The organism is Paenibacillus whitsoniae (assembly GCF_003955665.1).
In the GTDB taxonomy this organism is placed as follows: Bacteria; Bacillota; Bacilli; order Paenibacillales; family NBRC-103111; genus Paenibacillus_E; species Paenibacillus_E whitsoniae.
In genome coordinates, this window is record NZ_RXHU01000072.1 from 1 (window position 1) to 20,832 (window position 20,832).

Below are 20,832 nucleotides of genomic sequence, written 5' to 3' on the forward strand. Positions count from 1 at the left end.
TCTTGAAGGCAGGTTGCCTACGTGTTACTCACCCGTCCGCCGCTATCCCCGAAGGGACCGCTCGACTTGCATGTATTAGGCACGCCGCCAGCGTTCGTCCTGAGCCAGGATCAAACTCTCCATAAAATCCCCCAAAAAAGTGACGCCAACCTCCGAAGAGATTTCCGATTACTTTTTCGGGAGCCCATATTTTAAGCTGACTTGCTCATTTGACTTGCTAGCGAGATTGTTAATCTCATTAATGGTTAGTTACCTAACCGATTTGCTTACTCACTCGTTGTTCAGTTTTCAAAGATCAATGTCTTTCTTCTTTCGTGCACTGCCGCGTTTCCGAAGCAGCGAGAAATAATATACCACACTGAATTTTCAATTGCAAGTACTTTTTTCAATCCGTTCGTGAAGCTGTGCAACACATGCAGACGTTCTTTAGTACGCAACCGCTCATCCCGTTTGAGACAAGGATCATAATATAGCACACTCAATTTCAGAATGCAACCGGGGCCTTCAATTATTTTAGCCGGATGCTCTTCAAAAGAATTTCGAGTGGCACCTTCTCCTCTGCGTCGCCTCTGTGGTCGTGGTCCACCAGCTTCTCAAGTCGAGCGATTTGATGACCATAATCGTACATAGCCGCGGCGACGACAGATAAGCGAAGCATGCCTTTCGGATTTTGCGGGTAGCGCTCCAACAGCTCGGCCATGAACTGCTCATTGTCTGCTTCAATTTCGAGGGCATCTGAACCGGAGGCTTTGAGTTTGTCATCGAATTTGAGATGGACGAGTTCGTGGTACTTCATCAATTTTTCCAGATGGTGGTCAAAAAATACATCGATCTCCTCATTCCGGGCAGACTGAAAATAGTGTTCGTCCACGGCATCCAGCACTTCCAACCCTTTATACATGGTCAGCAGCTTCTGCTTGTAGACGACGAGCTCACGAATGCGGTTCATGCCGCCGCCTTTGAGCTTTTTGATCTCTTCTTCCATTAAGCTGTACTTATCGGATAGCGCTTTGAGACCGCCGCGGAGCTTATCCTTCTCGTCCCGGGACACAGACTCCTTCATTTCATTGGAAATGACGGTGCGGAGCAACAATGACATTTGGCTGAAAACGCGGCCGATCTGTGCTGCAAATTGCTCTTTGGGCTTGGGCGGGAAGAAAACAACGTTCACGACAAATGCGCAAGCGATGCCGATGATACTGAGCAACAGCCGATTCAAAGCGAAACGCCACTCCCCGGAAGCCTCCATCACCGCGACGACGGTTACCAGCGTGAGTCCGATCGTTTCTTCCATGCGCAGCCGAATACTGAGCAAAATAACGACGATACAGACGAGGCCGATGGCAATAATATTTTGCGAAAAAAACATCCCCGCCAGCAGCGCGAAAGCCGCGCCGACAATGTTCGTTTGGAGCTGTTCCAGAAAATAGCGCCACGATCTGTAAATCGACGGCTGCATGGCAAAGATAGCCGCAACGGCAGCGATGACCGGCGGCGTGAAATTCAGCCAAGCGCTAATATACAAAGCAAGTACGACGGCGATCCCCGTCTTCCAGACACGTGCTCCAAAAACCAAAAGAACCCCACCTCATTATCGGTTCGACGACTTCGCTTTTTTGTCAGCGCAAGATCATCTTCTGTTCTCTATCTTACACAGGTCAACGATTCTTTTCAAAAATTGCGCTTGTGCAAGAACAAAAAAACAGCGAAGCGCCGCATTTGCGACGTCTCGCTGCTCTATTCCATCTTTTTATATGCTGTGTCAATTCACAACAACGCCTCTGCAATATTTGCAAATCTCCGCATCAACCGCAATCTCTTCATTACAGTATGAGCATGTCTTATGGGTCTGAACGGCAGGCGGCGGAGCTGCACGATTTCTTCTCACACTCATCCCAATCAGTATGCCAATCACCACCACAATGACGACCAACACCCAATAAATCATAACGAAACACCTCCGAGTTGATTGTCAACTTCTGATGTTCTCGGTATATGTATATTCAGTCCATTGAAGCTTATGAGTGTGTTTGCACGACAGATTGGCGTATCATTGTAAATCATCGGCAGCAAGGCGTATACTGAACACCATAAAAATAACTTTGTCAGGAGTGGAGAGATATGCAAGAAAATCCATGGAAAATCGCGCTCGGCACCTTCAATCAAGCCAAACGCGCCGCCGTCGTACTGGGTGCGGGCGTTGAGCCGATCTGTCATACGGTTCCCTCCGGTGTCCCGGACCAGCCGATGACCGAAGACGAAACGATTCAAGGCGCCATCAACCGCGCGAAAAATGTGCTGCAAGCCATCCCGGAGGCCGCCATCGGGCTGGGCCTGGAAGGCGGGCTCACCTATGATGCGGTCCATGCGAAGCAATGGTACCTGTTCTCGGTGTGCGCGGCGTGGGACGGCAGCCGGCTGAGTATCGGCCGGGGGCTGTATTTTCCAATCCCCTCGGCCATCGGGGATAGACTGCTCCAAGGCGGCGGCGAGCTGAGCCAGATCATCGACGAGCTCAGCGGGACGAGCGGCAGCAATCATCGGGAAGGCGCCTACGGGCTGTTCACGGACGGACGGATTACCCGGACGGACGTGTTCCGCGATGCGGTCATTGCCGCGTTGACGCCGTTTCGGTCCTCTTTGTATCGGAGCTAGAGCTTCTTATTGTAGAGGGGGCCGATGAGGTCGATGCGGTTTGTCCAGATGCCGGCGTTGTAGCCTTGGGGTAAAGCTTTCAGATCCTCCGGTTGGTCGAAGCCGCTCGAAAACTCGCTGCCATTGCCGCGCACGGTGATGACCCGAACGTCGGCGTGGTCCATCCGGTTCAGGAACTTGTCGGGCCAGCCCCAGAGGAAGGGCGCCAGCTTATCGGGCATGTGAATCTCCGTGTGTCGGCACGCTGCGGGTGTGTAGCCTGTCCAGCCAATGGCGAGGTACGGGATGAGGCAGCTTTTGAGCGTTGCCATGGACATGATGCGCAGATCGGGCAGCTTGTCTCGGGCAGAGGCGACCGGCTGGTCGCCGCCGTACAGCGTCAGCAGGCTGAGCCGCTCGGGGGACAGCTTGCCCAGCACGTCCGCAAGAAGCTCGCCCTCGCGGGGGTCGTCGCTTTTCACATGGATGAGAAAAGCCTGATTCGGAAAGCGCTCCAGCACCTCTGTGAGCGAGGGCATGAGGCCGATCCCTTTTCCGCGGAAAGGGTACGTCTGCCCGTTGTCGGGGGTGTAGCCGTAGCCGATGTCGACCTTTTTCAGCTCCGCCATAGTGTAGTCATTGCTTCTCCCCTTCACGTTCGTCCGGCAATCCAAGGTCCAATCGTGGAAAACGGCAAACTGCTCATCCTTGGTGATATGCACATCGAACTCGATCATATCTGCTCCGTCCTTGATCGCCGCTTCCATGGAAGGAATCGTGTTTTCCAGATACGGATGCTCCGGTGGGTAAATGCGCTCGGCCGTGCAGGTGTCGTTCTTGAGATTTTCCATATGGAACGTCTGGGATTCGCCGCGGTGTGCAAGCAGAAACGGCGACCCCGTGCGAGGCTTGGCGAGCAGCGAGGTGTTGTTCAGATAGATGAAGGCGATCAGGAGGAGCAGGGCGAGAACGATTTTGTTGGTGAAAATTTTGCGCAGACGGATCATGGCTCCTCCTTGGCGGTGATGGCCAGTAGCATGCTCCAGGACCTTGTCCAGTGCAGATTGACTTGCTGTCCAAGATGAAAATTGGGATATTCCACTTTTTTGACGCGGATTTTTTTGAGTTTGCCGTTCTCCTGGCGGATGTGGATGCGGTATTCCTCAACGAAGATGACTTCGCCTGATAGGATGTGCGGGTCTTTCCGAGTGAGATCTTGCGTAAGCACCGCACCACAGACCAGAAAAACGGCAAAAATAATCACAAAGAAGATGATTAATCCTATAGGGGAATGCTGAGCTACGTTGCTAATGAGCTGCCCAAGTGCACACAAAGCCATCAAACCGCACATCACAAGCTGAAAACCTATCGAACGTTCGTAGAGTTTCAATAAAATCCCTCCTTGTCGCTAACCATGCTGAGAGGCCTACCTCTATCCTATTCGCGTAAATGGAGCGATTCCCTTTTTCTGTAAAGTGTTTATAAAAAAAGAAGCCCCGCCGCCACCTGTCGATGGAATTGGAGCTTCGCTCATTGAAAGCTAAAGTTGATTGTCTCCCGTGCTTTGAAAAAATTCCAGGATTTCGCCGTTCAACCCTTGAACGAAAGCGATCCTTACCGGTGTCGGCGGCGTATTGCCCAGCACGGCATTCTTCGGTGCAACAGTCACGACAGCGCCCGCTGCAACCGCAGTCTCCACCGCTTGGTCGACATTGTTCGTACGGAACGCCACATGGAAATAGTACCCTTCCGGCTTCGGTTCCCCATTGCCCCCAGCGAAAACCTCCAGGTAATTGCCATCACCTGTATCCAGCAGCACAATGCGCTTGTCGCCTTCGCCCCACGCTTGCACCTGTTGAAAGCCTAGGCCTTCTGTATAGAACTTCACCGTCGCTTCAAAATCATTTGCTCTCAGCGCAACATGATGGAACCCGCCGCCGCCGATTTTTTCGTTCATCCCCATGGGAATAGGCCTCCTTCTTGTTCATGACTTCCAGTCTCCCCAGTATACCCGATGATCCCGATCTCGAAAATGAGTTACTTTGAGGTAAGTAGGTTGTGCAGATGTGTGGGATACACGGAGCGTGAAGGAGCGTGTATGGCATGCGGAGTACCGCAGGGCGTCAGGTGTATGGAGTTGGGTACGTGCCAGGGGTGGGGTAAGGGGCATGGTCCATTATAGCGGCAAAACGGCCGGTTCTCCTTCATCAACCGTATTTAGCGGAACTATACGCCGCTAATTCAGGGAAATTCACGATTTTCGCTAGGAAGTGGAGCGAGCAGCTCTTATTCGAGCTTTTCACCGTCCGTTTCGCTGAAATCGGCCTGAATAAGGTCCTCTCGCTCCCCTTTCTGCAAAAAAGAGCCGAATTCTTGAAAATAGGGTCGCTACGTTCCTGTTCCCTCAGGAAATTGCGCTTGTCTTCCCCACGTCTTGTATCTTCTAGCAACCAGAACATCCAATTCAGGTCTACGCAAAAAAAGAAGCCCCCTCCCCCGCTGCGGCGTTGGATGAGGCAGCTTGAATTCGACAAGCGGATTCGAATTCGCCTTTTACCAGATCTGTCGGCGTTTCTCCTACTTGGTCCACCGATCCAGCTTATGCAGATTTCGGGTAAACAGCCCCCTTAAAAATTTCGGGATCCCGAACTCGCCAAGCTTTTGCTTAACAATTTCCCGCATTTGCTCAAGCGTCATGTCGGGCGCGGTAAATTTGCCGTTCTGGTAGCAAATCTTGCAGTAAGATGTGCTGCGTGTGCCATCGACTTCCGTACCGCCTTGATGGCCTTCGCGGGATACGAGCGGCATGCCACAGCTTTGGCAGTTTTTATGAGGCATGGGGTTCTCCTATTCGTAAGTAATAAAGTCCAAATAGCGTTCTTCCTGCAGCTTCTTCTTTTCTTCAGCGCTCAGCACCATGACGAAGGTCTCGTCATCATAGTTGGACACGACGGCAAACTCATAACCGGCAGGTTTGATCATGGCGTTCAGTTCTTTCACAATACCGAGATCGAAATAACCATACACATAATCAGCATGCAGCTCTTTCTTCTGCCCGCCAAGGGTAAAGCTAACTGTAATCGGCCCGTCTTCCTTTTCCCAAGTTTCCCTAATATCGGTCGGCTTGAAGGAACCACGGGATATTCGGCTCCAAACTTCGAGAAGCTGCTTGTATGCATCCTTCCCCTTCGAAACATCGGTTTCCGAATTATCAGACCACACACGGTCTTCATCTTTTTGAAGCACGTAGAGATCGGCATACTCGTCATAGTATTCGCTGGCATCGAAAGGATTCCAGTCTGCGGACGCATAGTTGCTGCGATACGCATCGCCAAATTTGGTGTCGAACTGAATGTCGTTCAACGTTTTATCCTTCTCGAAAAAGCCCATATTGCGGTAGTAATGCGCTGCGTCCATATAACGCTCGGATGGCTTCATCGCTCCGAACTTTTCTTCGCTGAGCTCGTAAGGCAGCTTGATCTCCTGGAGGCTCTGCAGGATGTTGTCATACGCTTTGCTCACTTCCGTTAGGACGACATCGCCAACAAAAAGGAAGATGTGAAAGTAGCTGTATTTGCCTTCAACAATCGTGTGAATCGCAGTGAAGCTGGTTTTACCGTCAGTGGAAAACGTGTATGTGATTTGGCTTGCGTCCAGCCCATTCACTTTGATTGGCTTCACGTCGACCACTTTGTACATCTGTTTGGACTCAGCCTCTTGTTTAATTAAATCTGTCAAATCCGTTAACTTAAGACCTTCTTTAACTGACCATTTCGGCGAAGTCACAGTGGCTAACCCGTTGTTTCCTGATGTAAAAAACAATTCGTATTTGGAGTTCGCTGGAGGTGTTTGGGGCAGCCACTGTCCCCCGACCTTTAGTTTCAAGCGGCCATTCGAACTTACCACTTCACGTTCCGGCATTAAATAGATGGTTTTCGCTGCCGCCAGCCAGGTCACCTCATATCCAGAAGCTTCCCCGACAAAACGTACCGGCACGAACACGCTGCCATCGATGTTCTTAGGCGCAGCATCTAAAGGTTTCGGCTTGTTGTTGAGGCTAGCCTGCGCGCTGTCTACTTGTAGCGAGAGGTTCACACCCTGCTTGCTGGCTTGGATCGTGCTTGTCGCTCCATCCCATTTTATCGTGAAGCCTAGCTTTTCAAAAAGCGGCCGGAACTGCACGAGCGTGGTACCGTTCTCGATGACAGGCGCATGATCGAAGAGAATGCGGTCTTCGTTCATTTTGACGGTGATGCTGGATGCGGCAGCCGCATTGATGGCGACGCCGGAACGCTCGAATTGCTCGAGCAGCTGTTTGGAAGCATCGCCCAGTGAATCGCGGTCGACGTAGAGATTCGTCAGCGCATGGATGCCGCTAATCGGGCTTAGATCTTGCACCGGGTTTCCAGCGATGCTTAGCCACTTTAATTCTTTCAACTGAGCCAACGGAGCAATACTTCCAATGCTGCTGTCGCTTGCATCAAGAATCGTTAACTTTTCTAAATCGGATAGACAGCCTATATCTTCAACTTGCGTATTTTTAATCGATAATTTCTCAAGCTCAGAGAGTCCGGCAAGCGGGCATACATTTGTAATTGGATTTTTTTCTACAGCCAGAAAGGAGAGCTTGTATAACTTGCTAATCGGGCTAAGATCAGAGATTTCTTGTCCGGCTATTAATAGCGTCTTTAAATTATAAGCCAGTTCTAGGCCTTTTAGGCTTTTCATCTTGGCTTCGCCATGGACGTAAAGCGAAGTCAATTCCTTCAAATACTTCTCATCCAACACGGCGCTATCGTCCAGTTTAAGCTCAGCACGGATCGCCTTGTCCAGCACGGGATCTTCGATTTTTCCTTGTGGCGCAGCTGCGGAGGACGGCGTGGGCAAGACACCGGACACAGCAAAAAAGCTAAACAGTACAACAGACAGGAATTTCAACTTCATAGGGTCTCTCCTATTCTCTCATCGATTACAAATAATGGATGATTTTCATATACTAAGTACCCATTATAGTAGATTCCCTCCCATTCGTATACTGAATCTTACAACTGTGAGCAGTGCAAATGGTAGAGTCTCTCTGAGACTTCATCCAACTGGCTCCTGATCAAAATCTTATCGGTGCGCGATGAATCATGCCTCCTATTCGCTAAATCCCATAAGTTCCCCGAAATTCTGATACTTCTCAAAGCGCGCCAACACCTGGTTCACTTGCGACGCACGCTCTTCAACAGTTCCCCTAAGCAAAATATAGGGAATTCTTCGCATGGCGAGGTCGGCAAGGATTTGTTTTTGAAAAACGTTCCGCTGCACATCGCCCGATCGATCCCACGTATCCGCATACGGAATATCCGTGTCGCAGACGAACACGAGATCGTAGCGGGCGGACGCCTGCACGGCAAGTTCGGTCAACCGAGGCGTCGCCGCCCCGTGGTAATACTGCGCAAACCGATACGTCGTGATCGCGTTCGTATCGACAAACAGCACCTCGCGCGCCTCTTGCACGAGCTGATCCTCCCGCGCCAGATGCCCCTCCGCGATCTCTTCCAGCTGCTCCGGCGTCAAGCGACGCTCGATCTGATGCTGCTCCCAGTACTCCCGCCCGTATTCGGGCATCCAGACGGTGCCGTGCTGCTGCGCGAGGTGAGCGGCCAGCGTTGTTTTGCCGGTTGACGGTGCGCCAAGGAAGACAACCTTCAGGGCGAGGTCACGGTACACGACCGGGTCGAGCAAATGCCGGTTGTCGTACGGCGCCTGCCGTACCTGCGTGCCGGACACCGGTACCCGCGCCCGCTGCGGGTCGACCTGGCGGTTCTCCGCCTGCAAAGCTGCGCTCATATGCTCGCCGTAGAACTCGCTCGAGTAGAAGCGCGTGATCTGCTTCCCGCCAAGCAACCGGAGCATATAGGCTTCGTGCATGTGCTTGATCTCCGGCGTGTCGCCGATCTCCGTCGGGCCGTCCCACGCTTCAATCACCTGTACCTGCGGGTACAGCGTCCGAATCCAATTCGCCCGCACCGGCAAAGGAACCCGGATCGTTTCCGGGCAGTCGTAGATGACCACGATGACTTCGTCATTTTCGCGTAATGCCGTTTCCACGACGAGCTGATGCCCGCGGTGAAAAGGCGCAAATTTGCCCAGCGTTAGACCTGTTGTGCGATGTTGTTCCATCGAGCGTCCCTCCTCTGCTCAGATTGGCGCAGCTCCCGTTTCCATGAAATGAAGCCGGCTGTGGCAATGAATAAAAAGATCACATACAAAAACGCGAAGGTGTACAGCTCCTTGTACGCATACATCGCGATAGACAGCACATCGACAGTAATCCAAATCAGCCAGTTCTCCAGTACCTTAGAGGAGAGGAGGAACTGGGCGATCATGCTGAGCGTCGCGATAAGCGCATCGGCGTAAGGAATCGACGCATCTGTGTACGTATGCAGAACGAACCCCCAAGCCCACGTCGCAGCCACCAAAACCACGGCCAGCGTCAACACAAGCCGCCGCGTGATTCTGCGGGTCGGACGAACCTGCGCCCCTTCCCGTTTGGTCAGCCAATAGATCCAGCCATACACGCTAAGCACCAGAAAAAACAGCTGCAGCGTCATATCCGCATAGAGTTTGGCTTCCTCGAACGTGAAGAAAAAGCAGATGACATTCACAATGCCGATGGGCCATGCCCAGATGTTCTGCCGTGCGGTGAACCATACGCTCAACAGGCCGGTCGTGGTCGCGACGATTTCAAGTGTCGACGATGACGTGTAGACGGCGATCGCCACCGTCAGGATCAGGGCTGTAAACAGCGTCCAAACATTTTTCATAAAAACTCCTCCTCTTTCAAATAAAAATGTATAATCTATATTATTAAATCGACAATATCAAATCACAAAAGAGAAGCGCCTAGCTATAAATCGACAGCTGAGGCGTCAAATCCGTAAACCGGTAAAGCTGAGCAGCCCGCTGGGAATAGCGGTTCGACTGCTTCGGCTGGCCGCTGCGATCGAGCACTTCCTCGATGATGCCTTTGCGGCTTTGTGTGGACGTGATTTTGCGAATGAAATTCCGCTCTTCAAAATCCGGCACCACTGTCTGAATCACCTGATACAGCTCGCTGATCGTGAATTCTTCGGGCAGAAATTCCTTCGCGATCGTCGTCGTGAGCATTTTCTCGCGAATTTTGCCCAGTGCGTCCGTCACGATTTCGCGATGATCGAACGCCAAATCCATCTGCAGCGCCTCTTCGACCGGGAACAAGCGCACATCGGCGGCATCGTCGTCCGCGCGGCGATTCGCCAACCACTTCTCATGAACCAACGCGAAAAACGCATGCGAGATGATCCATCCCCTCGGATCCCGGCCGGGCTTGCTATAGACGTTGAAATATTCCATATGCACGTCCGTGACGCCCGTTTCTTCCTGAAGCTCGCGGAGCGCGCAATCGTACATGCTTTCCGACTCGTTGCAGAAGCCGCCCGGCAGCGCCCACTGCCCCGCATACGGCCACCCTTTCCGCTGAATGAGGAGAATTTGGAGCTCGCGGATCGGCAGCGCTTTTTTCATTGTATTCTTCTCTGTTGACGTTATGCTGAAAATGACAATATCACTCGGCGCGCCGTCCGGCGTGCGGTATTTACTGGCGGAATAGTTGGATGCATTGTCGCTGGATTCCATGCAGGCACCTCGGTCTGTCGTAATGATATTGTCATATTAACATTATTGATTGATGAGGTCAAGAGGATTCCGCTAAAATGGGAAACCCGCTAGACGGCCTTGCGGAAGCGCAATGCCGAAATGCTTATGAAGCGCCGACAGGTACGCCTCCTCCGACTCCGGACGGAACGTCGTGACGCCTTCCCCTGTGAAAATGCGAAACTCCCCGCCCGCGACCGTATTTCGCCCCTCACGGGTGCGAACGGCAACAATCGGCGCTTGTCGGAACGGCGAATTCGGCGCCTGTTCACACCAGAACGTGGCGAACTGGAAATCGTCCAGAAACTGCGGCTCTTCGGTGAAAGAGTAAATATCTTTCCAGGCCTCGTCTTTCTTTTCGCTCAGCATCCAACCGTAAGCCGCATCGCGCTTCAGCCTGTAGCACTCGTCACCCTGCACCTGCTCCAAGCCCTCTACCCAGGCGACCGGCTTGCGGGGGACAATGCCGCCGACGCCAACATCGCACAAGTAGGTTACACCTTCTGCCTCCACTTGAAGCACATGGTGGCGACGCTTCGGGGGTGCGTCCAGCGCATGATCGCGCCAGAACCGGGCGACCAGGTCCGTGACTGGGTAGCCTAGCTCCCGCAGCAGCCAACCGAACAAAGCATTCAGCTCGAAACAGTAGCCGCCGCGCCCCCGTTCGACCACTTTGTCGTACACAGCCTCCGGGTCCAACGAGAGCGGGATGCCGCTTAAGATGTCCAAATTTTCATAGGGCACCGCATGCAAATGGCACTCCTGCAGCTCGGCAAGCGTCTTCGCGCTGCCGTCGAGGAGGCCGGTGAAGCCGATTCTATGGAGATAAGCTTGGATACGTGAATTCGTACTGGACATGGGATCGCTCCTTCTACTCTCGGTATCTATCGTACTTAAAAGCCGCGCAAGCCTGAATCCATCGCTGCACCAAGCCAGGTGACGAGGCAAAATGCACATGCGTGTAACCCGCAACCAAGTTCGCTTGCAGATAACCTTCTGGCTGGGTGCTCTTCCGCCCCTTCGTCGTGTAAGCAAACGGCAGCGGCTCGCCGCCATTCGGTTCAAAAACCGAGTAATGAAACTCATGGCCTTTTGCCTGATCATGCGGCCCTAACAGAAAATTGCCCGCCGTTCCGGTAATTTCCCGATAACCCAGAGCGGCCAGCTTCGTCTGCATGGAGACTTTCCCAGGCACCACACCGAGCATAGGATACCTATTTCCGTGCGTGTCTTCGATGCTCTCAGTGAGATACATATAGCCGCCGCACTCGGCGAGTGTGGGCATGCCTGCCGTGATTGCTGCTGTGATGGAAGCCTTCGTCCGTGTATGCCGCATGAGGGTTTCGGCAAACTCCTCCGGAAATCCTCCGCCGATGTACAGGCCGTCCGCCTCTGCCGGTACCTCCTCTCCTGCCAATGGCGAGAAATAGAGCAGTTCCGCACCGTACGCCTCCAGCAGTTCAAGATTTTCCGGGTAATAAAAATTAAAAGCCGCGTCCTTGGCAATCGCGATCGTCACCGTCTTCGGCTGCTCCTCGGCGGGAAACAAGCTCTCCCTGAACGTAACCGGCTCGCATGCCGCCAGTTCGAAGAGGCGCTCCAAGTCGATTCGGGCAGTAACCAGCTCCGCAAGCCGATCGAAAAATGGAGCCAGCTCGCCCCGTTCAATCGAGGGCACGAGCCCCAAATGCCTTTCCGGCATGTGCAGCTTGGCCTCGCGCTCCAGGTACCCGAGCACAGGAATGCGGCATTCCTGCTCGATCGCTTCCTGGACAAGCCGGTAGTGCCCTTCGCTGCCGACTTGATTGGCAATGACGCCAACGATGCGGATGCCTGCCGCAAAGCTTTGGAAACCTTTTACAATCGCCGCTGCACTGCGCGCCATGCTCTGGCAGTTGACGACGAGCACAATCGGCGTGTCCAGAATCATGCCGATTTCGGCCGTGCTGCCTTCATTCGAGAGCGGGCTTCGTCCGTCAAAGAGCCCCATCACACCCTCAATAATTGAAATATCCGCGCCTTGGCTGCCTCGGCAGAACACCTCTCGGACCGTGTCATGGCTGAGCATCCAGCTGTCCAGGTTCCGCGAAGCCCTCCCCGTGACCGCCGTATGAAAGCTGGGATCGATGTAATCGGGCCCGCATTTAAAGCCCTGCACGGCATAACCCTTATGGCGAAAAGCGGCCATGAGGCCCAGCGTCAGTGTTGTTTTGCCGACTCCACTGCCTGTGCCGGCGATTAGAATTCTTCTGTTCATGCTGGCACCTCCTATGGTCATCTTCCTATTTAACGTAGTGGTGCGTCAACTGCTATAATAAAAATAACGAAAAGGAGTGGATACCGATGACCCGATTAATCAATGCCTATATACGCAATGAAGAAGAACGCGCCTGGACAGTCAAAATCGAGCAGTTAGCCGCCCGCTTCGCCGAGCGCGCCCCTCAGCATGACCGGGAAGGCTCCTTCCCGTTTGATAATTTTGCCGACCTGCGCGAAGCCGGCTACCTCGCACTCACCGTGCCGCGCGAGTTCGGCGGCGAAGAGCGCTCGCTCTACGAGCTCGTGCTGCTGCAGGAGCGGCTGGCCTACGGCGACGGCTCGACGGCGCTCGCCGTCGGGTGGCACATCGGCCAGATGCTGCACCTGCGCACGACCCGCAAATGGCCGGAGGCCGTGTTTGCGGAGCTATGCCGCGCCGTCGTCGCGGACGGCGCCATGATCAACACGTTTGCCAGCGAAGCGGCATCCGGCAGCCCGAGTCGTGGCGGCAGGCCGGAGACGACCGCCGTCAAGACCGATGGCGGCTATGTCCTCACCGGCCGCAAAACCTTTTCCACGCTCGCCCCGATCCTCGACCGGTTCGCCCTCTCCGCCTACCTGCCGGAGGAGGATTGCACGGACGACTTCCTCGTGCACCGCAAGGACGGCGTGACGATGATCGAGACGTGGAACACGCTCGGCATGCGCGCGACGGGCAGTCACGACGTGGTCCTCGACCACGTGTTGGTGGAGGAACCCTATCGGCTGCGCAAGCAAGGGATCGACGACGGCGGCGGCTGGCTGCTGCACATCCCCGCCTGCTACTTGGGCATCGCGATGGCCGCGCGGGATTATGCGCTGGACTTCGCCCGCACGTATCGGCCCAACTCGCTGAGCGAGCCGATTGCGGCGCTGCCCGCCGTCCGGCACACCATCGCGGAGATGGAGATCGCCCTGCGGACGGCGCGCTCGCTCTTGTACACCGCAGCGGACCGCTGGGACCGCAGCGAAACGGCCAAAAGGCCGATGCTCCGGGAAGAGCTCGGCCTGGCCAAATATGTCGCGACGAATCACGCGATTCAGGTTGTGGACCTGGCCATGCGCATCGTCGGCGCAGGCAGCTTGTCGCGCCAGCAGCCGCTGGAGCGGTACTACCGCGACGTGCGGGCGGGCCTGCACAACCCGCCGATGGACAGCACGGTGCAGCAGCTTTTGGCGGGATCGGCTTTGGCGGAGCAGGCGTAGTCCTTTGTCCTTTGGGCGAGCTGCTAGAACAAATCGTCGTTGCTCCGGGCAGTTGCCCCCCGATCCCACTTCATAAAATATTCATAGCGGCCCAGCTTCGCCAGCGCCTCACGATCCGGCAGCCAGACCCACTCGTCGATTTCGGTCTGGCAGCGGTGCGCGCGGAAGGCGGCGAGCTTGGCTTTTAAATGCGCCTGCACATCGATGCGCACGATGTCCTGCGGCGCAAAGCCGAACCGCTCCGGCCGCGTCATCGCGTCGCCGAAGGAAATGAAGTACAGCGCCCCCTGCCGTCCGGTTCGCTGAAATGCCGCCGTCGTCGCCTTGCCGATGGCGCAGTGGTCCGGATGTCCGCCCAGCACCTCGTGGAACGTCAGGACGACATCTGGCTGCACCTCCTCGATCAGCGCCGCGATGCGCGCGATCAAGCTTTCTTCCTCGACGAATTCGACCGTTTTGTCGCGTATATCGAAAAAAATCAGGCGCTTCACGCCCAGGTGCTCGCACGCCTCGCGGAGCTCGAGTTCACGGGCCGCCGCCATCGTCTCCCTGTTGAGATACGGCGGGTTGCCCATGCGCCGGCCCATATCGCCCCGTGTGGCGCTGACCAACGTGATCTCCACGCCTTCACTGGCATATTTGGCCAACGTGCCGCCGCAGATAAAGGACTCATCGTCCGGGTGCGCGAAGACGGCGAGCAGCTTCATGCCTTTGTTCTTCGTTATGTTCATTCCGGAAACGGCTCCTTTCCCAGGTGCAGCGCGACGTTCATTCGGCCGCGGTCGTCATACCCTGCCAGCAGCAGGCGCCCCTGCGCATCCACTTCATAGTGCGTGAGCGCCTCCATGCGCAGCCAGCCGTGTCCGTCATAACGGAGCGCAGCCCGATAAGGGCCGTCCCCCGCGATGAACGCGTGCGTCACGCTGATTTGGAAATTGCGAACGAACATGTAAGATGTCGCTTCGCTATGTACATAGACGTCGGCCCCGACGAAATTTTGGAGCTCTTGGGCAACTTGAGACTTATCGATAATGTTCATGATGTTAGCTCACTTTTCTATAAGATTAGGTTGCTCTCCTATCGTATCATAAAAAGCGGCTTTGAACGCAGAAAAACCGCCCATCTCCTGCGCGGAGATGAACGGTTTATGCGAACGCTAGCCAAATTGCTTCGGATTCGGCCCGTAATGATTATCGTACGGATCACTGTCCTGGCAAGAGAAGACGAGCAGAATAATGCCACCGATAATTGGAATCAGCCCGATCAAGAGCCACCAAGCGCTTCTTCCCGTATCGTGCAGTCTGCGAAAGGACAGAGCCAGCGACGGCAGCAGCGTACCTAGCGAATACATAATGCTTAGTACCAAAGGTATACCTAGCATGTTCTCTAGGATGCCAAGCATCACACCCGCCATCAGATTAAAAAGGAAAAACATCCAGTATTCTTTGCGCCGCGCCCTCCCGGAGAACCCCACGTAATTTTGCAGCACGTTTACATACCAATCCATTTGGACAAACCCTCCATTATTTTCGCAAAAATCCAACTTTTATCGACTTTATTTTACAGAAATCCTGGCAAATGTTGATAAAGTTCTGCGAAAATCTCGATAAAGATTTCATAAAGTCCTCCGCTCCCTCAACCGACGGTTGAGTTTTCCTAAAAATCAAATACCGCGTTATTGTTCGTATCGTGACCTATCACTACAATGGAGTACATAAGGAGCGTGACCGATGATGAAAGAACAATTAGCGCGCAACATCAGCCTGTATCGCAAAGAGCGGGGGCTTACGCAGGAAGAACTTGCACACAAGCTTGGCGTATCTTTTCAAGCCGTGTCCAAATGGGAGAATGCGCAGTCAATGCCGGATATTTTACTGCTCGCACCGTTATCGCAAGCCCTAGAGGTCAGCATTGACAAACTGCTCGGCTACATCTCACAGGACCGCCCTATCACCATCTATGAGGAGGCCTATCGAACGCAGAATTACTACTGGGGCACGGAGCCTAATTCCGCTTGCTATCAAGTTTTGCAGCTATTCCCGCCAACGAGGCGCGTGAAACTATTGGATGTCGGTTGCGGAGAAGGAAAGGATGCCGTATTTTTTGCCAGAAACGGATACGACGTCATGGCGTTCGATGTGTCAAGCGCAGGCGTCGAGAAAACGAGGCGGCTTGCCGAGCGGGCCGGCGTCCACGTGGAGGCGTTTAAGGCGGATATTCAAGATTATCGGTTGGATACACAGGTCGATATTATTTATTCCAGCGGTGTCCTGCACTATATAAAGCCGGAGCTTCGCCGAGACATCTTTGAGAATTATAAAAAGTTCACCCAGCCGGGCGGTCTCCATGTGCTGAACGTTTTTGTGCAGAAGCCGTTTATCGCACCTCCTCCCGAAAAAGAGACCAATGCTCACAAATGGTACTCCGGCGAGCTTCTCGGCTACTACCACGATTGGCTGGTGAGGGACAGCTCAGAGGTTGTATTCGACTGCAGCTCATCCGGGATCCCGCATCAGCATGCCATGAGCAAGCTGGTTGCGCAGAAGGTGAGCGGATAAGCTCCCCTTCTGACCGATCTTGCAAAAACAGCCATGATCTCCAGCAAGCGGAGATCCCGGCCGTATTACACCATCACATCCTCCAACCGACGCTCCGGCAACGTGCCAAGCTCACGCTGCAGCAGCTGCTCCAACTCGCGATACTGCCGCACGGCTTCGTTTTTTCGGCCCAATGCTGCGTATAGGCCCATCATCTTATAATGAATATCTTCCCGCATGGCATCCGTCTTGAGCATTTCACCATAGCAATGCAGCGCTTGCAGCAGACGGTCATGGCTTAGATGATGCTGTGCGGTCAGATCTAACAGATCAAGGTATTGCCGCTCTAACGAGCGGCTCAGCTCGATTACCCAATCATAAGCTCTTCCTTTCAGCAATGGGCCTGTATACAGAGCCTCTGCCTGTTCCAACATCGATGCGTTCCGGCCGGGCGCTCGCCGAATTTCCTTGATTAACCGCTGGAATTCATACAGATCGCACCGCAGGCCATCCGATTCCAGGCGAATTTCGCTCCCCGTCGTTGTGATTCCGCCGCCAAACCGATCGAATTCGACCGCCTTGCGAATAAAGTACAGCGTCGAATTCAAATTTTTCAAGGCGTTATCCGGGGCCAGATCCTGCCACAGCGTGTCCGCCACTTCTTCCCGGGAGACCGTTCTTTTGCAAGCCAGAAAGGCGAACAGCTCCTCGGTTTTCGGACTACGCAATCGAATCGCTTCCTGCTTCCCCTCGCTCGTTCGGCGCATAATTTTCAACCCGTCAAACAGCTGCACTTCCAGGTTCGGGACAGGCTCATCCTGGCGACGAACCCTGCGAATCTTTTCCATCGTGGCGGCCAGCCTTTCCGACGTAACGGGCTTCACGATATAGTCCAGCGCATTCATCGCGTAGGCCCGCACCGCGTAATCGTCAGAACCGGTCACGAACACGATATCCATCCCCCGTCCCATACCCGCCAGCAGTTCGGACAGTCGCATCCCGTTAATATCGGGCATGGAGATATCGAGAAAGGCGACATCGATGTTATGCGCTTGTGCATAATCATAGCCTTCTTGGGGATCTAAAAATGTCTCAATACTTTCAATGCCATCGATTTCTGATAAGAGGCGCTTCAATCTCCGAACCGCCATTTCTTCATCGTCTACGATCATCAATCGCAGCATAAGCTGTTGTCTCCCCTCGTTCTAAAATATGGCTCGTCGGCAGCTCCATCTCGACCCGCGTTCCCGTGCCCTCCCGGCTGTCGATGCGTAATGTCGTCCCGTACAGCAGCCGGAGGCGTTGGCTGATATTCCACAATCCGATCCCTCCGGCCGCCGTATCCGGCTTCATGATCGAATCGAGCTGGCCACCGCTCATCCCGCAACCGTTGTCGTCGATCCTGATCAGCACTTTGCCAGGCTCCCGTTCGATGACCAACAATTTCACCGTGCCCCCTTTCGAGCGGGACATGACGCCATGTCGAATCGCATTCTCCACAATCGGCTGAATCACGAGAGGCGGAATCATAACCCCGAGATTCGCCTCCAGTTCATACTCGACTTGCAGCCTCGCGCCGAATCTCGCCTGCTCGATGGCGACATAGGATTTCACAAGCTCTAACTCGTTCTCCAGCGTTGTCATCGCCTCGAGGTGCTTGAAATCGAAGCTGCTTCTCAAATAGCTCGAAAGCCTAAGCGTAAGCTGCTCCGCCTGTCCGGCATCGATCACACAAAGCTCGGCAATCGCCGTAAGTGCGTTGTATAAAAAATGAGGCTTGATCTGCGAACGCAAGAAGGCGATCTCCGCGTTTCTCGCCAGCTTGACGGATGATTTCAACTCGGTCAAATTCCGTACGCGCGCCATCAGTTCCTCGGATTCGAACGGCTTCGCGACCACATCGTTCGCGCCGTTCTCCAGCGCAATCCGAATATCTTCGCTGCTGTTTCGAGCCGTCAGCACGAGCACCGGCAATTCAAACGGCGAGAATCTTTCCCGAATGCGCCCAAGCACTTCATAACCGGACATGTCCGCCATGATGAGATCCAGCACGACAAGCGAAATATCCGACCGACTGAACACCGTCTCCAAAGCGAGCTGTCCCCTGTCGACCACGATAAAGGTGCGTCCTTCCAGCTTGAACATATTGATCATGCTTTGCAAATTCGCAAAATCGTCGTCCACCAGCAGAATCGGCTCTTGCTCCTTGCCCGCGACGTAAAGCGGGTATTCGGGAGGGCGTACGCCCAAGGGTGATGAGACGGACCTGACGGATGCGGCCGATCTGCCGTCAGCGAGAGTCTCCACCTCATTTCCGGCCAGCGGGAGTGTGAAGCGGAACGTCGCTCCCTTCCCTAACTCCGAATCGACTTCAATGCGCCCGCCGTGCAACTCCACCAGACGCTTCGTTATGCTGAGCCCGAGTCCCGCACCGCCGTATTGCGCTGCTTCACCTTGATCGAATTCCAGAAAAATGCGTTCTCGCATTTCCGCAGCAATCCCAATCCCGGTATCGCTTACGCGTACTTCCATCCATTCACCAATCGTAACGGCGGTTACCTCGACGACGCCCCGCTCCGAAAACTTAATCGCGTTACTGATCAAATTGTGCAAAATTTGAATGAGGCGATTGCCGTCTGCATAGGCAGGAGGCAAATGATCCGACACCCCGTTCATAAGCTTCGTACTGCTGCCCTCCAACAAAAAACCGTGAATCTGGATGACCGATTCAACATACGCTTTCACATCGACCGCGCTTCGCTGAAGCGCCAAGTCCCCGTGCTTGAGCCTGGAGTAATCGAGCAGCTCGTTCACTAGCACCATCAATCTTCTGCCGCTGTCCACAACAATGGACAGGTTGCGCGTCTGCGTATCCGACAGCGAGCCCTCCACGCCTTTTAACAGGGATTCCGAAATATTGACGATTGCATTCAGCGGTGTCCGCAATTCATGAGAGGTCGTGGACAGGAACTCGTCTTTGATTTTATCCAGCCGCAGCAGTTGATCCTTCATCGTGTTAACGGTCTGGTAAGCTTCAAAAAAGCGCAACACGACGACCGGCAGCATCACGACGTTAAAAATAACGATGCAAAACTGCGCCAGCCAGGCGCTTTTATGAATGCCCAAGGCGAAAAATATCGTATCCAGCGAATACAAGTTAATCATCAAGACAGCCACGCACAGCATCAGCAATTTCAGCCGGGCTCCACGCTCGCCTCGCACGAACAATTGCGCAGCCACGAGGAAATGCCAAAATTGAACGATTTGATACAAAACGATCACATAGACCTGAATGGGTGTATACGCGTGGATCGATAACATCGGAATGACGACCATGAAACCGACCAATGCGATCGATACGACTTGCGTAATCCTCAGCGACAGCTTACTCCGATGCAGATGGTGGAAAAATAACGCCAACGAAAGGCAAGCAGACACGGATATGAAATCTTTCATTTTATATAACACTTCAAAAGAGAACATCCCCTCCAACAGCGGGAACAGCGCCCGCTCCCCCATGAGCCCGTGATAAAGCCCGAACAGGAGACAGATCATGGCGAGCAGGACAAGGGAGTTGTCTCTGATGTGATAGGCGGATGCAGCCGCGAAACAGATTACATAAATCAACGTTAGCGTGCCAAGGATGCTGAGCACGACGAAATCCTTACTCAGCGCCAGCTGCCTATCTGCGATTAAACGGTCAGCCAGCCCGAAACGCAACGAATCGGTTATGCCCGAATTGACATAATCGTAATTGGCGACATGGACGATGATCTCGATGCGACCCTGAGCCGCGGAGAAAATGCCGAGCTGCGGACTGTTTCCCGCGCGATAGCCCGCTGGGCTGCCAGATGTTTGGCCGTCTGTCAGCAGCCTTCGCCCGTTCACGTAAATCTCGCTGGCGAAGCGAATATTCGTTTTTTTCAGCGCCAGTTCCTCAGCAGGAGGCAGTCCCGTCAACACCATGCGATACGTAGCCGCTCCGTATGCCGGCAGTTTGATGCCGTCCAGCAGTTTTCCGTTCCATGGGGAGGGAACGCTTATATAAGAAACACTCCCCGTATGGGGCATATTCAGGCCCTGCCGAAAATCATCCGGCGTCAGCAACTGATTCCAGTAGAACTCCCATTCGCCGTCCAAAGGGATCACCGGATCTCGTTCGGGATTCCAGGTCGCAAGATCCAGGCCACCTTTCTGGACGATCCACGGGTTGGACCGTTCGTCGCCCCCTATCTTTCCAGAAAGTGGAACGAGCAAAAAACCGATCAATCCGATTAGGCTGATAAGCAAAACCCTTGCGAACCAAGCTGCTTTTTCGTTTCGATGCACGCTCGTTCCCCCTCCCTGTATGTGCCGATAGTTAATGATCTAAATGATTTCGTTGTCGCGATCGTGAATTCCTATTAGGGAATGCGATTAAAATTGCAAGAAACCGCTTCGCTGTCGGCGAAGCGGTTTCCTGGTCTGCGCGAATTGC

Annotated in this window: 19 protein-coding genes and 1 rRNA gene; 3 read left to right on the forward strand and 17 right to left on the reverse strand. The window is 53.9% G+C overall.

Features of this window, described 5'->3' with window-relative positions; all coding sequences use genetic code 11:
• Window positions 1–126: ribosomal RNA gene (locus tag EJQ19_RS22295) — 16S ribosomal RNA — on the reverse strand; the annotation flags it as partial.
• 382 nt (window positions 127–508) lie between these two features.
• Window positions 509–1,576, reverse strand: coding sequence for an FUSC family protein (locus EJQ19_RS22300; RefSeq protein ID WP_126143451.1), 1,068 nt, complete (start codon window positions 1,574–1,576; stop codon window positions 509–511).
• Between the two features lie 545 nt (window positions 1,577–2,121).
• Between EJQ19_RS22300 and EJQ19_RS22305 the strand changes: the two genes are divergently transcribed.
• Window positions 2,122–2,655, forward strand: a complete 534-nt coding sequence (locus EJQ19_RS22305; RefSeq protein WP_126143452.1) for a DUF84 family protein — start codon at window positions 2,122–2,124, stop codon at window positions 2,653–2,655.
• Here EJQ19_RS22305 and EJQ19_RS22310 read toward each other — a convergent pair.
• From EJQ19_RS22310 to EJQ19_RS22355, 10 genes are all read right to left on the reverse strand, one after another.
• On the reverse strand, window positions 2,652–3,641 hold the full coding sequence (locus tag EJQ19_RS22310; protein ID WP_126143453.1) for a glycerophosphodiester phosphodiesterase family protein: 990 nt from the start codon (window positions 3,639–3,641) through the stop codon (window positions 2,652–2,654). The genes EJQ19_RS22305 and EJQ19_RS22310 overlap by 4 nt on opposite strands.
• Entirely contained in the window at window positions 3,638–4,024 is a 387-nt protein-coding gene (locus tag EJQ19_RS22315; RefSeq protein ID WP_126143454.1) for a hypothetical protein, read from the reverse strand. Before EJQ19_RS22315 ends, EJQ19_RS22310 begins: the two co-directional genes overlap by 4 nt.
• A 150-nt stretch (window positions 4,025–4,174) precedes the next feature.
• A complete protein-coding gene (locus EJQ19_RS22320; RefSeq protein WP_126143455.1) occupies window positions 4,175–4,597 on the reverse strand; it encodes a VOC family protein in 423 nt (140 codons plus the stop codon).
• A gap of 614 nt (window positions 4,598–5,211) precedes the next feature.
• A complete protein-coding gene (locus tag EJQ19_RS22325) occupies window positions 5,212–5,472 on the reverse strand; it encodes a zinc ribbon domain-containing protein (protein ID WP_126143456.1) in 261 nt (86 codons plus the stop codon).
• Between the two features lie 9 nt (window positions 5,473–5,481).
• Window positions 5,482–7,578, reverse strand: a complete 2,097-nt coding sequence (locus EJQ19_RS22330) for a stalk domain-containing protein (protein ID WP_126143457.1) — start codon at window positions 7,576–7,578, stop codon at window positions 5,482–5,484.
• 195 nt (window positions 7,579–7,773) lie between these two features.
• Entirely contained in the window at window positions 7,774–8,802 is a 1,029-nt protein-coding gene (locus tag EJQ19_RS22335; protein WP_126143458.1) for an AAA family ATPase, read from the reverse strand.
• Entirely contained in the window at window positions 8,775–9,446 is a 672-nt protein-coding gene (gene pnuC, locus EJQ19_RS22340) for a nicotinamide riboside transporter PnuC (RefSeq protein ID WP_126143459.1), read from the reverse strand. The genes EJQ19_RS22335 and pnuC overlap by 28 nt, the downstream gene beginning before the upstream one ends.
• 79 nt (window positions 9,447–9,525) lie before the next feature.
• Window positions 9,526–10,296: an NUDIX domain-containing protein gene (locus EJQ19_RS22345; RefSeq protein WP_126143460.1), complete on the reverse strand. Its 771-nt coding sequence runs from the start codon at window positions 10,294–10,296 to the stop codon at window positions 9,526–9,528.
• 72 nt (window positions 10,297–10,368) lie between these two features.
• Window positions 10,369–11,172, reverse strand: coding sequence for an arylamine N-acetyltransferase family protein (locus EJQ19_RS22350; RefSeq protein WP_126143461.1), 804 nt, complete (start codon window positions 11,170–11,172; stop codon window positions 10,369–10,371).
• Between the two features lie 13 nt (window positions 11,173–11,185).
• Window positions 11,186–12,571 carry a cobyrinic acid a,c-diamide synthase CobB gene (locus EJQ19_RS22355; RefSeq protein WP_126143462.1) on the reverse strand — a complete coding sequence of 462 codons (1,386 nt, stop codon included), beginning with the start codon at window positions 12,569–12,571 and terminating at the stop codon, window positions 11,186–11,188.
• 86 nt (window positions 12,572–12,657) lie between these two features.
• Here EJQ19_RS22355 and EJQ19_RS22360 point away from each other — a divergent pair, with 86 nt between their 5' ends.
• Window positions 12,658–13,818: an acyl-CoA dehydrogenase family protein gene (locus tag EJQ19_RS22360; RefSeq protein WP_126143463.1), complete on the forward strand. Its 1,161-nt coding sequence runs from the start codon at window positions 12,658–12,660 to the stop codon at window positions 13,816–13,818.
• Between the two features lie 23 nt (window positions 13,819–13,841).
• Here the strand turns inward: EJQ19_RS22360 and EJQ19_RS22365 are convergent, their stop codons facing one another.
• The 3 genes from EJQ19_RS22365 to EJQ19_RS22375 all read right to left on the reverse strand — a co-directional run bounded on the left by EJQ19_RS22365 (window position 13,842) and on the right by EJQ19_RS22375 (window position 15,325).
• Window positions 13,842–14,549, reverse strand: a complete 708-nt coding sequence (locus EJQ19_RS22365) for a PIG-L family deacetylase (protein ID WP_126143464.1) — start codon at window positions 14,547–14,549, stop codon at window positions 13,842–13,844.
• Window positions 14,546–14,857, reverse strand: a complete 312-nt coding sequence (locus EJQ19_RS22370) for a DUF1806 family protein (protein ID WP_126143465.1) — start codon at window positions 14,855–14,857, stop codon at window positions 14,546–14,548. Before EJQ19_RS22370 ends, EJQ19_RS22365 begins: the two co-directional genes overlap by 4 nt.
• Before the next feature lie 117 nt (window positions 14,858–14,974).
• Window positions 14,975–15,325 (reverse strand): DUF805 domain-containing protein, encoded by a 351-nt coding sequence (locus EJQ19_RS22375; protein WP_126143466.1) that lies wholly within the window; start codon window positions 15,323–15,325, stop codon window positions 14,975–14,977.
• A gap of 226 nt (window positions 15,326–15,551) precedes the next feature.
• Here EJQ19_RS22375 and EJQ19_RS22380 point away from each other — a divergent pair, with 226 nt between their 5' ends.
• Window positions 15,552–16,376: a methyltransferase domain-containing protein gene (locus tag EJQ19_RS22380; RefSeq protein ID WP_126143487.1), complete on the forward strand. Its 825-nt coding sequence runs from the start codon at window positions 15,552–15,554 to the stop codon at window positions 16,374–16,376.
• A gap of 65 nt (window positions 16,377–16,441) precedes the next feature.
• On the opposite strand, the gene EJQ19_RS22385 is transcribed toward EJQ19_RS22380, so the two are convergent.
• Together EJQ19_RS22385 and EJQ19_RS22390 are read right to left on the reverse strand one after the other, a co-directional pair.
• Complete coding sequence (locus EJQ19_RS22385; protein WP_126143467.1) at window positions 16,442–17,539, reverse strand: response regulator; 1,098 nt, start codon at window positions 17,537–17,539, stop codon at window positions 16,442–16,444.
• A complete protein-coding gene (locus tag EJQ19_RS22390) occupies window positions 17,511–20,684 on the reverse strand; it encodes an ATP-binding protein (RefSeq protein ID WP_126143468.1) in 3,174 nt (1,057 codons plus the stop codon). Before EJQ19_RS22390 ends, EJQ19_RS22385 begins: the two co-directional genes overlap by 29 nt.
• Window positions 20,685–20,832: the final 148 nt, after the last annotated feature.

What these genes read in the sequence shown, in the direction of transcription:
- EJQ19_RS22360 (WP_126143463.1), top strand. Translation starts at nt 12,658, where the DNA reads ATGACCCGATTAATCAATGCCTATATACGCAATGAAGAAGAACGCGCC.
- EJQ19_RS22350 (WP_126143461.1), bottom strand. Translation starts at nt 11,172, where the DNA reads ATGTCCAGTACGAATTCACGTATCCAAGCTTATCTCCATAGAATCGGC.
- EJQ19_RS22365 (WP_126143464.1), bottom strand. Translation starts at nt 14,549, where the DNA reads ATGAACATAACGAAGAACAAAGGCATGAAGCTGCTCGCCGTCTTCGCG.
- EJQ19_RS22320 (WP_126143455.1), bottom strand. Translation starts at nt 4,597, where the DNA reads ATGGGGATGAACGAAAAAATCGGCGGCGGCGGGTTCCATCATGTTGCG.
- EJQ19_RS22375 (WP_126143466.1), bottom strand. Translation starts at nt 15,325, where the DNA reads ATGGATTGGTATGTAAACGTGCTGCAAAATTACGTGGGGTTCTCCGGG.
- EJQ19_RS22345 (WP_126143460.1), bottom strand. Translation starts at nt 10,296, where the DNA reads ATGGAATCCAGCGACAATGCATCCAACTATTCCGCCAGTAAATACCGC.
- EJQ19_RS22305 (WP_126143452.1), top strand. Translation starts at nt 2,122, where the DNA reads ATGCAAGAAAATCCATGGAAAATCGCGCTCGGCACCTTCAATCAAGCC.
- EJQ19_RS22370 (WP_126143465.1), bottom strand. Translation starts at nt 14,857, where the DNA reads ATGAACATTATCGATAAGTCTCAAGTTGCCCAAGAGCTCCAAAATTTC.
- EJQ19_RS22330 (WP_126143457.1), bottom strand. Translation starts at nt 7,578, where the DNA reads ATGAAGTTGAAATTCCTGTCTGTTGTACTGTTTAGCTTTTTTGCTGTG.
- EJQ19_RS22380 (WP_126143487.1), top strand. Translation starts at nt 15,552, where the DNA reads ATGAAAGAACAATTAGCGCGCAACATCAGCCTGTATCGCAAAGAGCGG.
- EJQ19_RS22310 (WP_126143453.1), bottom strand. Translation starts at nt 3,641, where the DNA reads ATGATCCGTCTGCGCAAAATTTTCACCAACAAAATCGTTCTCGCCCTG.
- EJQ19_RS22325 (WP_126143456.1), bottom strand. Translation starts at nt 5,472, where the DNA reads ATGCCTCATAAAAACTGCCAAAGCTGTGGCATGCCGCTCGTATCCCGC.
- EJQ19_RS22355 (WP_126143462.1), bottom strand. Translation starts at nt 12,571, where the DNA reads ATGAACAGAAGAATTCTAATCGCCGGCACAGGCAGTGGAGTCGGCAAA.
- EJQ19_RS22385 (WP_126143467.1), bottom strand. Translation starts at nt 17,539, where the DNA reads ATGCTGCGATTGATGATCGTAGACGATGAAGAAATGGCGGTTCGGAGA.
- EJQ19_RS22335 (WP_126143458.1), bottom strand. Translation starts at nt 8,802, where the DNA reads ATGGAACAACATCGCACAACAGGTCTAACGCTGGGCAAATTTGCGCCT.
- pnuC (WP_126143459.1), bottom strand. Translation starts at nt 9,446, where the DNA reads ATGAAAAATGTTTGGACGCTGTTTACAGCCCTGATCCTGACGGTGGCG.